This is a genomic window from Mycobacterium sp. E2327 (assembly GCF_001672675.1).
Classification (GTDB): Bacteria; Actinomycetota; Actinomycetes; order Mycobacteriales; family Mycobacteriaceae; genus Mycobacterium.
In genome coordinates this window covers 1-12481 of the sequence record NZ_LZKE01000116.1, presented here as the reverse complement: position 1 = coordinate 12481, position 12481 = coordinate 1, and the positions used below count along the sequence as shown (strand labels likewise).

Sequence of the window (12481 nt, the reverse complement as noted above, 5' to 3'; positions counted from 1 at the left end):
GCTTTTCGAGCTGAAAATGCCAAGTAGAACACGTGTCAGATTGAACCCTCAGCAACACCTCTGACCTGGACAAATTAACGGTTCGGATACGGAAATGCTGTTCATTGACATGGTGCTCGTTCTCTGAGTTAATATGATCCGGCTTACACCGAGCCGCATGCGACCGAAGACAACGTTAAGGCGACACACAGGCTTCGCCGCGAGCAGCAGAGGGGGGCGGCCAAGTTGATAGAACAACTTTCGGTTCCCGCCCGCGCTGTGGGCGGGTTCTTCGAGATGATGATCGACACCGGCCGCGAGACTTTTCGACGGCCGTTTCAATTGGGGGAGTTCCTCGAACAGACGTGGATGATCGCCCGCGTGTCGCTGGTGCCGACGCTGCTGGTGTCCATCCCCTTCACCGTGCTGGTCGCGTTCACCCTCAACATCCTGCTGAGCGAGATCGGAGCCGCCGACTTGTCGGGCGCCGGAACGGCTTTCGGCACCGTCACTCAGCTCGGCCCGGTGGTGACGGTGCTCGTCGTCGCCGGCGCGGGCGCCACCGCGATCTGCGCCGACCTGGGTGCCCGCACCATCCGGGAAGAGATCGACGCGATGCGCGTGCTCGGCATCGACCCGGTCCACCGGCTCGTGGTGCCAAGGGTTTTGGCGTCGACCGTGGTAGCGCTGCTCCTCAACGGCCTGGTGTGCGCCATCGGCCTATCCGGCGGTTATGTGTTTTCCGTCTTCCTGCAGGGCGTCAACCCGGGCGCCTTCATCAACGGCCTAACCGTGCTGACCGGGCTGCGCGAGCTGGTGCTCGCCGAAGTCAAGGCGCTGCTGTTCGGCTTGATGGCCGGGCTGGTCGGGTGTTACCGCGGCCTGACCGTCAAGGGCGGACCGAAGGGCGTCGGTAACGCGGTCAACGAGACCGTCGTCTACGCGTTCATCTGCCTGTTCGTCATCAACGTCGTCATGACCGCCGTCGGCGTGCGGATCACCGCCAAGTGAGCACTCGATGAGCTACGACGCCACCCTGCGGTTTCGCCGTTTCATGTCGCGGCTGCAGGGGCCCATCGACGACTTCGGCGAGCAGGCGTTGTTCTACGGCAAGACAGTGCGTTACGTGCCGCAAGCGCTCACCCAATACCGGAAGGAGACGATCCGGAACGTCGCCGAAATGACGCTGGGCGCGGGGGCTCTCGTCATGATCGGCGGCACGGTCGGCGTCGCGGCCTTCCTGACCCTGGCCTCCGGTGGCGTCATCGCCGTGCAGGGGTATGCGTCGCTGGGCAACATCGGCATCGAGGCGCTGACGGGTTTCCTGTCGGCGTTCCTCAACGTCCGCGTCGTCGCCCCGGTGATCGCGGGCATCGCGCTGGCGGCCACCATCGGAGCGGGCGCCACCGCGCAATTGGGCGCGATGCGGGTGTCCGAGGAGATCGACGCCGTCGAATGCATGGCCGTGCAGTCGGTTTCCTACCTGGTGTCGACCCGGCTGATCGCCGGCCTGATCGCGATCATTCCGCTGTACTCGCTGTCGGTGCTCGCCGCGTTCTTCGCCGCCCGGTTCACCACGGTGTACATCAACGGGCAGTCCAAGGGCCTCTACGACCACTACTTCAATACGTTTCTCATCCCGTCGGACCTGCTGTGGTCGTTCCTGCAGGCCATCGTGATGGCCATCGCGGTCATGCTGGTGCACACCTATTACGGCTACAACGCCAGCGGCGGCCCGGTCGGCGTCGGCATCGCGGTCGGTCAGGCCGTGCGCACCTCGCTGATCGTCGTGGTCGTCATCACCTTGTTCATCTCGCTGGCCGTGTACGGCGCGTCCGGTAACTTCAACCTCTCCGGGTGAAGGGAGCTCCCGAAAAGACATGGCAGACGGCGCATCACGACGCTCATCGGTTCGGCTGGCAGCGGCGCTGCTGGCCGGCGTGATCGTGGCCTTCGCCGTCCTCACCTACCTTTCGTACACCGCGGCCTTCGCCTCGACCGACACCGTCACCGTCTCGGCGCCACGGGCGGGCCTCGTGATGGACAAGGGCGCCAAGGTCAAGTACCGCGGCATCCAGATCGGCAAGGTCACCAGCATCGACTACTCCGGTGACCAGGCTCGGCTGACGTTGGCCATCAGCAGCGATCAGATGCACTTCGTCCCCTCCAACGCGACGGTGCACATCGCGGGCAACACCATCTTCGGCGCCAAGTCGGTCGAATTCATTCCGCCCCAGGCGCCTTCGCCGACATCCCTGCGCCCGGACGCGCACGTCGAGGCGTCCGCGGTGGCGCTCGAGGTCAATACGCTGTTCCAATCGCTCGTCGACCTGCTCCACAAGGTCGACCCGGTGGAGCTGAACGGCACGCTGAGCGCGCTGTCCGAAGGGCTGCGTAACCACGGCGACGACTTCGGATCGCTGCTGTCGGGGCTGAACACGCTGGCACGCCAGGCGAATCCGAAGCTGCCCGCCCTGCAGGAGGACTTCCGCAGGGCCGGAATCGTGACCAACAACTACGCCGACGCCGCCCCCGACCTGAACACCGTCTTCGGCAACCTGCCCACCATCAACCGGACTGTCGTCGACAAGCAGAAGGACCTCAACGACACGCTGCTGGCGGCGATCGGCTTGGCCAACAACGCCTATGAGACGTTGGAACCCGCCGAGCAGAACTTCATCGACGCCATCAACAGGCTGCGCGCCCCGATCAAGGTGGCTCACGACTACTCGCCCGAATTCGGCTGCTTTTTCGCCGGTGTCGAGCGCGGCATCAAGGAATTCGCCCCGCTGATCGGTGTGCGCAAGGCCGGGCTGTTCACGTCGTCCAGCTTCGTCCTGGGTGCGCCGTCGTACACGTATCCGGAATCCCTGCCGATCGTCAACGCCTCCGGCGGTCCGAACTGCCGCGGACTGCCCGACATCCCGACCAAGCAGACCGGTGGGTCGTTCTACCGGGCGCCCTTCCTCGTCACCGACAACGCCAACATCCCGTACGAGCCGTTCACCGAGCTGCAGTTCGACGCGCCCTCCACCCTGCAGTTCCTGTTCCACGGCGCTTTCGCGGAACGGGACGACTTCTGATGGCGGCCGCGGGGATGCCGTCACACCGGTCGATGTTGATCAAGGTCAGCATCTTCGCGGTGGCCATGATATTGGTGAGCGCGTCGCTGGTGGTGGTCTTCGGCGACTTCCGGTTCGGTCCCGAAAGTACCTACCACGCAACGTTCACCGACGTGTCGAAGCTGAAGGCCGGTCAGAAGGTTCGCATCGCCGGCGTGCCGGTCGGCGCGGTGTCGGGCGTTAAGCTCAACCAGGACAACACCATCGACGTGAAGTTCGGGGTGGACAGTCGCTACACGTTGTATTCGTCGACGCGGGCGGTGATCCGGTACGAAAACCTGGTCGGCGACCGCTATTTGGAGATCACCTCGGGCCCGGGGGAGCTGCGTAAGCTGCCGCCGGGCGGCACGATCAACTCCCAACACACCCAGCCCGCACTGGATCTCGACGCGCTGCTGGGCGGGCTGCGGCCGCTGGTCAAGGGCCTGGACGCCGATAAGGTCAACACCATCAGCAGCGCGGTGATCCAGTTGTTGCAGGGCCAGGGCGGAGCGTTGTCCAACGTGCTCGCCGACACGAGCGCGTTCTCGTCGGCGCTCGGCCAGCGCGACCAGCTGATCGGCGACGCGATCACCAACCTCAACACCGTGTTGGGCACCGTCGACCAGAAGAGCGCGCAATTCTCGGCCAGCGTCGACCAGTTGCAGCAATTGATCACCGGGCTGGCCAAGAACAAGGACTCGATCGCCGGGGCCATCCCCCCACTGGCGTCCACCACCACGGACTTGACTGAGCTGCTGAAGAATTCGCGCCGCCCGCTGCAGGGCATCCTCGAGAACACCCGACCGCTGGCCACCGAGTTGGATAACCGCAAGGCCGAGGTGAACAACGATGTCGAGCAACTCGGCGAGGACTACCTGCGGCTGGCCGCGCTGGGCGCCTACGGGTCGTTCTTCAACATCTACTTCTGCTCGGTGACGATCAAGATCAACGGCCCGGCCGGCGGCGACATCCTGATACCGTTCGGCGGCCCGGTGGACCCCAGCAAGGGAAGGTGCGCTTTTGTCAAGTAACGCAAGGCGTGAACGCGACCCGTTGCGCACCGGCATCTTCGGCGTGGTGCTGGTGGTTTGCGTGGTGCTCATCGCGTTCGGATATGCGAACCTGCCGTTCTTTCCGCAGGGCAAGATGTACGACGCCTACTTCACCGACGCAGGCGGCATCAACCCGGGCAACTCCGTTTACGTGTCCGGCTTCAAAGTGGGCAAGGTGGCCTCGGTCGGCCTGGCCGGCAACAGCGCCAAGGTGACCTTCAGCGTCGACCGGCACGTCGTCGTCGGCGATCAGTCGATGGCCGCGATCCGCACCGACACCATCCTCGGTGAGCGTTCCATTGCCGTGACGCCGGCCGGCAGTGGCAAGGCGACCACGATTCCGTTGAGCCGCACGACGACGCCGTACACGCTGGCCGGCGCGCTTGAGGACCTGGGCAATAACGCCAGCAACCTGAACAAGCCGCAGTTCGAGCAGGCCTTGAACGTGCTCACTGACACGCTGCACGACGCCACTCCCGAACTGCGTGGCGCGCTGGACGGCGTGACGTCGCTGTCCCGTACGCTGAACCGCCGCGATGAGGCGCTGCAGGGCCTGCTGGCGCATGCGAAGTCGGTGACGGGCGTGTTGTCGCAGCGCGCCGACCAGGTCAACAAGCTGGTGGACGACGGCAACGAGTTGTTCGCCGCGCTCGACGAGCGGCGCGCCGCGATCGGCGAGTTGATCTCGGGCATCGGCGGTCTCTCACAACAGATTTCCGGTTTTGTCGCCGACAACCGCAAGGAGTTCGGTCCGGCGCTGAGCAAGCTGAACCTGGTGCTGGCCAACCTCAACGAGCGCCGCGACTACATCACCGAAGCGCTCAAGCGGTTGCCCACCTATGCCACCGAGTTGGGTGAGGTCGTCGGCTCCGGTCCCGGATTCAACGTCAACGTCTACGGTGTGATCCCGGCGCCGTTGGTGGCGACGATGTTCGACTTCTTCTACCAGCCGGGCAAGCTGCCGGCCAGCCTCGCCGACTACCTGCGCGGGCTGATTCAGGAACGCTGGATCATCAGGCCGAAGTCGCCATGATGAATCGGGTCGCCGGCAGCAGGGGGCTGCGCTACGGCATCATCATCGCGCTGGTCGCGATGCTGGTGGGTGGCGTGTATGTGCTGTCGTCGCAAGGCAATAACCGGACCGTCATCGGCTACTTCAGCTCCGCCGTCGGTCTGTATCCCGGCGACCAGGTCCGCATCCTGGGCGTGCCGGTCGGCTCGATCGACACGATCGAGCCGCGGCCTTCCGACGTGAAGATCGTCATGTCGGTGGAAAAGGACGTCAAGATCCCCAAAGACGCCCGGGCCGTGATCATCTCGCCGAACCTGGTGTCGGCGCGGTTCATTCAGCTGACCCCCGCGTACACCGGCGGGGCGGTGTTGCCCGACGGCGGCAGCATCGACCTGAACCGCACCGGGGTGCCGGTGGAGTGGGACGAGGTCAAGGAGTCCCTGACGCAGCTGGCCGTTCAGTTGGGCCCGACGACGGGCTCGATGCAGGGGCCGCTGGGCAAGGCGATCAACCAGGCCGCTGACACCCTCGACGGCAAGGGCGAGTCGTTCCACAACGCGCTGCGCGAGCTCTCGCAAGTCGCGGGGCGGCTCGGCGATTCGCGCAGCGACATCTTCGGCACGGTCAAGAACCTGCAGGTGCTCGTCGATGCGCTGTCGGCGAGCAACGAACAGATCGTGCAGTTCGCCGGCAACGTGGCGTCGGTGTCGCAGGTGCTCGCCGACAGCTCGCGGCATCTGGACAACACCCTGGGCACGCTCAACCAGGCGCTCTCGGACATCCGCGGATTCCTGCACGAGAACAACTCGACGATCATCGATACGGTCAACAACCTCAATGACTTTGCGCAGACGTTGAGCGACCAGAGCGACAACATCGAGCAGGTGTTGCACGTGGCCGGCCCGGGCATCGCCAACTTCTACAACATCTACGACCCGGCGCAGGGCACCCTGAACGGTTTGTTGTCCATCCCCGAATTCGCCAACCCCGTGCAGTTCATCTGCGGTGGTTCCTTCGAGACCGCCGGCGGACCGCGAGCGCCCGACTACTACCGGCGCGCCGAGATCTGCCGCGAGCGGCTCGGCCCGGTGCTGCGCCGGCTCGCGGTTAACTACCCGCCGGTGATGTTCCACCCGCTCAACACGATCACCGCGTACAAGGGTCAGATCATCTACGACACCCCGGAGACCCAGGCCAAGGCGGCCACCCCGATTCCGCAGCTGACCTGGATACCGGCCCAGGGGTCCCACCTCCCCCCGGCCGCCCAGAACCCCGCGGATCTGCAGGCCCTGCTGGTCCCGACGGCGCCGCAGCCGGCCCCGGGACCCCCGCCGGCCGGACTCAGCTCGGGCGCCTCGCCTGGTCCGGCTCCGGGTCCTGGCCCGGGGAACGCGTATGGTCCGCTGCCCGGCCCGCCGCCGAGCGCACCGCCGCCGGCCAACCTGGGCGGTGGCGGATGAGGCGAATCTGGTTGCGCGGCGGCGTGTTAGCCGCCGGTAGCGCGCTGCTGGCCGGGTGCCAATTCAACGGCCTCAACTCCCTGTCGATGCCCGGCACTGCCGGCCACGGCAGCGGCGCGTATTCGATCACCGTCGAGATGCCCGACGTGGCGACGCTGCCGCAGAACTCACCGGTGATGGTCGACGACGTCACCGTCGGCAGCGTCGCGGGAATTTCGGCCGAGCAGCGTTCCGATGGATCCTTCTACGCCGCGGTGAAGCTGGCGCTGAACAAGAACGTCGTGCTGCCGGCCAATTCGACCGCGACGGTGGCCCAGACGTCGTTGCTGGGCTCGATGCACATCGACCTGGCGCGTCCCAAGGACAAGCCGGCGACCGGGCGACTCAAGGATGGCTCGAGGATCACCGAGGCCAACACGGGCCGCTATCCGACCACCGAAGAGGTGCTCTCGGCTTTGGGCGTCGTCGTCAACAAGGGCAATCTCGGTGCGCTGGAAGACATTACCGACGAGACCTACCAGGCGTTCGCGGGTCGTCAGGACCAGTTCGTCGACCTGATCCCGCGGCTCGCCGAATTGACGGCGGGGCTCAACCGGCAGACCAACGACATCATCGATGCGGTCGACGGGCTGAACCGATTCTCCGCGATCCTGGCGCGCGACAAGGACAACCTGGGCCGGGCGCTGGACACGCTGCCCGAGGCCCTCCGCGTGCTCAACAAGAATCGGGACCACATCGTCGAGGCATTCGCGGCTTTGAAGAAGCTCGCGACGGTGACCTCCCACATCCTGGCAAAAACCAAGGTCGACTTCGCCGAAGACCTCAAGGGCCTGTACTCGGTCGTCAAGGCCCTCAACGACAACCGGAAGAACTTCGTCACCTCGTTGCAGATCCTGCTGACGTTCCCGTTCCCCAACTTCGGCATCAAGCAGGCGGTGCGCGGCGACTACCTCAACGTGTTCACCACGTTCGACCTGACACTGCGCCGGATCGGTGAGACGTTCTTCACCACGTCCTATGCACTCGACCCGAACATGATGCACATGAGCGAGGTGCTCAACCCGCCCGACTTCCTGACCGGCGAGCTGGCCAACCTGTCCGGACAGGCGGCCGACCCGTTCAAGATTCCGCCCGGCACGACTTCGGGTCCTGAGGGACGGTAGGGCGGCGCGCATGATCGACAAACTCACCAAAGTCCAGCTTGGCATCTTCGCGGTGATCACCGTTATCACGCTGAGTGTTATGGCCGTCTTCTACCTGCGGCTGCCCGCCACCTTCGGCCTCGGAACGTACGGCGTCAGCGCCGATTTCGTGGCGGGGGGCGGTCTGTACAAGAACGCCAACGTCACCTACCGTGGGGTCGCGGTCGGCCGGGTGGAGTCGGTAGGCCTCAACCCCAATGGCGTCACCGCCGAAATGCGGCTCAACAGCGGCACGCCCATACCCTCGAACGTCACCGCCGCCGTGAAGAGCGTCTCCGCCGTCGGTGAGCAGTACATCGACCTGGTACCGCCCGGCAACCCGGCATCGACCAAGCTGCACAACGGATCCCGGATCGACCGGCAGAACACCCGGATCGGTCAGGACGTCGCCGACCTGCTGAAGCGGGCGGAGGCACTGGTCAACAGCCTCGGCGACACCCGGTTGCGCGAACTCCTGCACGAGACGTTCATCGCGGCCAACGGGTCGGGTCCCGAGCTGGCCCGGCTGATCGAGTCCGCTCGGCTGTTGGTGGACGAGGCCAACGCCAACTATCCGCAGGTATCCCAGCTGATCGATCAGGCCGGCCCGTTCCTGCAGGCCCAGATCCGCGCCGGCGCCGACGTCAAATCGCTGTCGGATGGGTTGGCGCGCTTCACTTCCGAGGTGCGCCAGGCCGACCCGCAGCTGCGCGAGACACTGGCCACCGCCCCGGGCGCGACCGACGAGGCCAGCACCGCGTTCTCCGGGATCCGCCCGTCGTTCCCGGCGTTGGCCGCCAGCCTGGCCAACCTGGGTCGCGTCGGCGTCATCTACCACAAGTCGATCGAGCAGCTGCTGGTGGTGCTGCCGGCGCTGTTCGCGGCGATCACCACGGCCGCCGGCGGCGCCCCACAGGACGAGGGCGCGAAGCTGGACTTCAAGCTCGACCTCAACGACCCGCCCCCGTGCGCCGTCGGCTTTCTGCCCCCGCCGCTGATGCGCACGCCGGCGGACGAGACGCTGCGCGAGCTGCCGAGGGACATGTATTGCAAGACGGCACAGAACGATCCGAGCACCGTGCGCGGCGCGCGCAACTACCCGTGCCAGGAGTTCCCCGGCAAACGGGCGCCGACGATCCAGCTGTGCCGCGACCCGAAGGGCTACGTTCCGGTCGGCCGCAACCCGTGGCGCGGCCCGCCGGTGCCGTACGACACCCCGGTGACGAATGGGCTGAACGTGTTGCCGCCCAACAAGTTCCCGTACATCCCGCCCGATGCCGAACCCGATCCGGGCACACCGATCGTGGGTCCACCGCCGCCGGGCGTAGTGCCCGGGCCCGGGCCGTTGCCGAATCACCAGCCGGCCTACGATCCGCCGCCCCCGAACGACACCCTGCCGCCGCCGGGCAACCCGTCGTGGCACCCGCCCGGTGTCCCACCGGTGCCGCCCTTGCTTCCCTATCCCAAGTGGCTGCCACCGCCGGCGCCTCCGGAGGGCATCAATCCGCCGCCGGCGGGCCCGGGACCGGAGAAGCCATGGGGGCCGCCGCAGGGTCCACCGCCGCAGGCCAGCGGCCCGGCCTACACCACCTATGACCAGCGCACCGGAGCGTTTGTGGACCCGGCCGGCGGGACTGGTACGTTCGCGGCCGGCGCCAGTGGCGCCTCCAGCGCCGAGAACTGGGTGGACCTGATGCTTGATCCGAGGCCGATGTAGTGGCCCCAGAAGTGCCAGAAACGACGACGCGGCGAGTGCGTCGCCGTGCTTCGCGTGCGGCGGGGCCGGCCAAGGGCGAGGCGCGCGAGGCCGCTCCGGTCAAGGTCGACGTTGCGGCCCCACCGAAGCCGCCGGCGAAACCCGTTGCAAGCCTGAAGCCGGTCAAGCCGCCGCCGCGGCGCCGGCCGAACCGCGCCCTGGTGCTGTGGACGTCGTTCGCCGCCGCGCTGGTGGCGGTCGGCGCACTGACCGCCTGCCTGGTCGCGCTGCTCGTCCAGCAGGGGCACGCCGACGCGGCACAGGCGCGCGATCAGCGCTTCGTCGACACCGCCACGCAGACGGTGGTCAACATGTTCAGCTACAAGCAGGACAACATCGACGAGAGCGTGAACCGGTTCTACGACGGCACCAGCGGCCCGCTGCGCGGAATGCTGGGCGCCAACAACAACATCGAAAACCTCAAGGGCCTGTTCCGCTCCACCAACGCGACGTCCGAAGCCGTCGTCAACGGCGCCGCGCTGGAGGGCATCGACTCGGTCACCGACAACGCGTCGGTGTTGGTGTCGGTGCGGGTGACGGTCGCCGACATCGACGGGACGAACAAGCCGTCCATGCCGTATCGGCTGCGGGTGATCGTGCACGAGGACGAGCACGGGCGGATGACCGGCTACGACCTGAAGTATCCGGACGGGGGTAACTGATGCGGTGGCTGATCGCCGTCGCGGGCTCCCTGCTGGTGGCCGCCTTCGTCGGCCTGTCCGCGGCGTCCGGTTGGTTTTACTGGGAGCGGGCGCAGACGCGCGGCGAGGCGGCCGCGCGGGCGGTGTTGCCGGGGCTGGCCGCCAAGGAGATACCCGAGGTGTTCGCCTACGACTATCAGACCGTCGAACGCAGCCTCTCGGCCGCGTACCCGTTGCTGACGCCCGCCTATCGCCAGGAGTTCCAGAAGAGCGCCAACGCGCAGATCATTCCGGAGGCGAAGAAGCGTGAGGTCGTCGTCCAGGCCAATGTCGTTGGCGTGGGCGTCATGTCGGCCAAGCGGGATTCGGCGTCGGTGATGGTCTACCTGAATCGCACCGTGACCGACAAGTCACGACAGCCCCTCTACGACGGCAGCCGGTTGCGCGTGGACTTCACCAAAGTCGGCAAGCAATGGTTGATCGCCTACATCACACCGATCTAGGAACCGGCCGAGCGTGATGCTCGGCGCCCACGGTTGCGCTGGCGTGACTCTCGGCCGTGGCGCAACAGGCCAACCCTCAGAAGCACATCGCAATGTCGTTGCAGCGCAATGGATAACGCTCGATCGGGCTGGGCGGAGGGCCGGTGAGTGCCAACGAAAACGGTTGCTTGCTCATCGCCGACTCCAGGCCGCACTCCGGGCCATGCAGACTGGTGTGTGTGCCGGTGAGCGTCTCGTCGTCAAACGCAAAGGTTTCGGTGGACGCCGCGGTGCCGCCGCCCGGGCACGAAACGCCGTCGGCGATGTCGACTTTGAAGGTCCAGCGTTGGCTCACCAGCCGGGCCCTGCCGCTGTAGTTCTGCAGTTTGTCCTGCCGGCTGATCCGTTCGTCGGTCGAGCTCACGATGTTCAGGGCGCAAAAGTCCGCCATGATGTCCGGGTTGGAATAGTCCTTGTAGTAGCGGCTTCCGTTCACCTGATCGCACAGCGCGGTGATCGTCCAGGTCACCCCGGAGACCCCCGCCTGATTGAAGGAGTAATTGCCGTCCGGTGGCGGCGCGACGGCGCCGGCCGGTTCGCCCGATTCCAACGCGATTCCGAGCGCGACGGCCGAGCAGATGCCGGCGCCGGCGGCCAGGCCACGACGGAGCTTCATGACGTTCCTCCCTCTACGCTGCATCGAGTATCACAGCGTTTGGGCGGCAGCACCATGGGGGGTTATGGCAAACCGTGCGCCCCGCTGTGGCCGAGCGGCCCGGCAAAGCCCCCGCTTCCGCCGTTTCCGCCGCCGCTGCCATTCCCGCCGTTCCCACCGTTGCCGATGAATACGGCGTCGCCGCCTCTGCCGCCGTTGGCGGGTGCGGCGCCGCTGCCGGCGTCGCCGCCCCTGCCGCCGCCGCCGAAGAGCCCGCCGACGCCACCGTCTCCACCGGCCCCGCCGGCGCCGGTGCCGGATCCGGCGCCACCCGTGCCGCCGGCACCGCCGTGGGCGAATATCCCGGTCCCGCCGCCCTTCCCGCCGGCGCCGCCGACTCCGACCGGGCCGCTGCCGGCACCGCCCGTGCCGCCGGCACCGCCGCCGCCCAACAGCTTGACGTTGCCGCCGTCGGCCCCGCGGCCGCCGACAAGGCCGGCCCCGCCGTCGCCGCCGTTGCCGCCGTCGCCGATGATCCCGCTGTTGCCGCTATTGCCGCCGTTCCCGCCGGTGCCGAGGAACGCGGAACCGCCCTGGCCGCCGTGACCACCGTTGCCGAACACCCCGGCGGTGCCCGCGTCGCCGCCGCTGCCGCCGTGTCCACCCGCTCCGGTGGCGTCACCGCCGGTCCCGCCGGTGCCGCCGTTGCCGTGCAGCCACGCGCCCTTGCCGCCGTGGCCACCGAAACCGCCTATCCCGTTGGCGCCGGTAGCGCTCCCGCCGGCCCCGCCGGTGCCGCCGTTGCCCTGCAACCACCCGCCGTTGCCTGCGTTACCACCCAAACCGCCGGCGGTGTCGCCGACTCCACCCGCCCCGCCGCTGCCGCCGGAGCCTTGTAGCCATCCGCCGCTGCCGCCGGCGCCGCCGTAACCCCCGAAACCGTTGGCGTCGCTTCCGCCGGCTCCGCCCGCGCCGCCGTGGCCGAGCATCGGGGCGTTGCCGCCCGCCCCGCCCATACCGCCAGTGCCGCCGACGGCCGTGGCGATCCCGCCCGCCCCGCCTGCGCCGCCGGAACCGATCAGCCACCCGCGCGGCCGCCTCGCCGCGCGTCTGCGCCCGCTCCCAGTAAAACCAACCGGACGCCGCGGACAGGCCGACG

At 67.3% G+C, this 12481-nt stretch carries 11 protein-coding genes and 1 pseudogene; 10 read left to right on the top strand and 2 right to left on the bottom strand.

Translation table 11 applies throughout. The features are described from left to right. The first annotated feature begins 225 nt into the window (after positions 1 to 225). From A5712_RS13200 to A5712_RS13155, 10 genes are read left to right on the top strand one after another with little or no spacing between them, the layout of a single operon-like run. Positions 226 to 990 (top strand): ABC transporter permease, encoded by a 765-nt coding sequence (locus A5712_RS13200; protein ID WP_068105414.1) that lies wholly within the window; start codon positions 226 to 228, stop codon positions 988 to 990. Between the two features lie 7 nt (positions 991 to 997). Beyond that, positions 998 to 1840, top strand: a complete 843-nt coding sequence (locus A5712_RS13195; protein WP_068105412.1) for an ABC transporter permease — start codon at positions 998 to 1000, stop codon at positions 1838 to 1840. A gap of 19 nt (positions 1841 to 1859) precedes the next feature. Beyond that, positions 1860 to 3062: an MCE family protein gene (locus A5712_RS13190; RefSeq protein ID WP_068105409.1), complete on the top strand. Its 1203-nt coding sequence runs from the start codon at positions 1860 to 1862 to the stop codon at positions 3060 to 3062. After that, the gene (locus A5712_RS13185) at positions 3062 to 4114 is read left to right on the top strand and encodes an MCE family protein (protein WP_068105406.1); all 1053 of its coding nucleotides are present in this window, start codon (positions 3062 to 3064) and stop codon (positions 4112 to 4114) included. Before A5712_RS13190 ends, A5712_RS13185 begins: the two co-directional genes overlap by 1 nt. Beyond that, on the top strand, positions 4104 to 5168 hold the full coding sequence (locus tag A5712_RS13180) for a virulence factor Mce family protein (protein WP_068105403.1): 1065 nt from the start codon (positions 4104 to 4106) through the stop codon (positions 5166 to 5168). The genes A5712_RS13185 and A5712_RS13180 overlap by 11 nt, the downstream gene beginning before the upstream one ends. Next, positions 5165 to 6607 (top strand): virulence factor Mce family protein, encoded by a 1443-nt coding sequence (locus A5712_RS13175; protein WP_068105400.1) that lies wholly within the window; start codon positions 5165 to 5167, stop codon positions 6605 to 6607. The genes A5712_RS13180 and A5712_RS13175 overlap by 4 nt, the downstream gene beginning before the upstream one ends. Next, entirely contained in the window at positions 6604 to 7770 is a 1167-nt protein-coding gene (locus A5712_RS13170) for a virulence factor Mce family protein (RefSeq protein ID WP_068105397.1), read from the top strand. The genes A5712_RS13175 and A5712_RS13170 overlap by 4 nt, the downstream gene beginning before the upstream one ends. 10 nt (positions 7771 to 7780) lie before the next feature. Continuing rightward, positions 7781 to 9505 carry a virulence factor Mce family protein gene (locus A5712_RS13165; protein ID WP_068105394.1) on the top strand — a complete coding sequence of 575 codons (1725 nt, stop codon included), beginning with the start codon at positions 7781 to 7783 and terminating at the stop codon, positions 9503 to 9505. Then, positions 9505 to 10206, top strand: coding sequence for a mammalian cell entry protein (locus A5712_RS13160; protein WP_068105391.1), 702 nt, complete (start codon positions 9505 to 9507; stop codon positions 10204 to 10206). The genes A5712_RS13165 and A5712_RS13160 overlap by 1 nt, the downstream gene beginning before the upstream one ends. Then, positions 10206 to 10688, top strand: a complete 483-nt coding sequence (locus A5712_RS13155) for a mammalian cell entry protein (RefSeq protein ID WP_068105387.1) — start codon at positions 10206 to 10208, stop codon at positions 10686 to 10688. The genes A5712_RS13160 and A5712_RS13155 overlap by 1 nt, the downstream gene beginning before the upstream one ends. Before the next feature lie 76 nt (positions 10689 to 10764). On the opposite strand, the gene A5712_RS13150 is transcribed toward A5712_RS13155, so the two are convergent. Both A5712_RS13150 and A5712_RS30810 read right to left on the bottom strand, forming a co-directional pair. Then, on the bottom strand, positions 10765 to 11343 hold the full coding sequence (locus A5712_RS13150) for a hypothetical protein (RefSeq protein WP_068105384.1): 579 nt from the start codon (positions 11341 to 11343) through the stop codon (positions 10765 to 10767). A gap of 62 nt (positions 11344 to 11405) precedes the next feature. Continuing rightward, positions 11406 to 12481 (bottom strand): annotated as a pseudogene (locus tag A5712_RS30810) (hypothetical protein); the annotation flags it as partial.

Coding starts and splice junctions, on each gene's coding strand:
- A5712_RS13185 (WP_068105406.1), top strand. CDS start 3,062: ATGGCGGCCGCGGGGATGCCGTCACACCGGTCGATGTTGATCAAGGTC.
- A5712_RS13195 (WP_068105412.1), top strand. CDS start 998: ATGAGCTACGACGCCACCCTGCGGTTTCGCCGTTTCATGTCGCGGCTG.
- A5712_RS13155 (WP_068105387.1), top strand. CDS start 10,206: ATGCGGTGGCTGATCGCCGTCGCGGGCTCCCTGCTGGTGGCCGCCTTC.
- A5712_RS13150 (WP_068105384.1), bottom strand. CDS start 11,343: ATGAAGCTCCGTCGTGGCCTGGCCGCCGGCGCCGGCATCTGCTCGGCC.
- A5712_RS13175 (WP_068105400.1), top strand. CDS start 5,165: ATGATGAATCGGGTCGCCGGCAGCAGGGGGCTGCGCTACGGCATCATC.
- A5712_RS13165 (WP_068105394.1), top strand. CDS start 7,781: ATGATCGACAAACTCACCAAAGTCCAGCTTGGCATCTTCGCGGTGATC.
- A5712_RS13190 (WP_068105409.1), top strand. CDS start 1,860: ATGGCAGACGGCGCATCACGACGCTCATCGGTTCGGCTGGCAGCGGCG.
- A5712_RS13170 (WP_068105397.1), top strand. CDS start 6,604: ATGAGGCGAATCTGGTTGCGCGGCGGCGTGTTAGCCGCCGGTAGCGCG.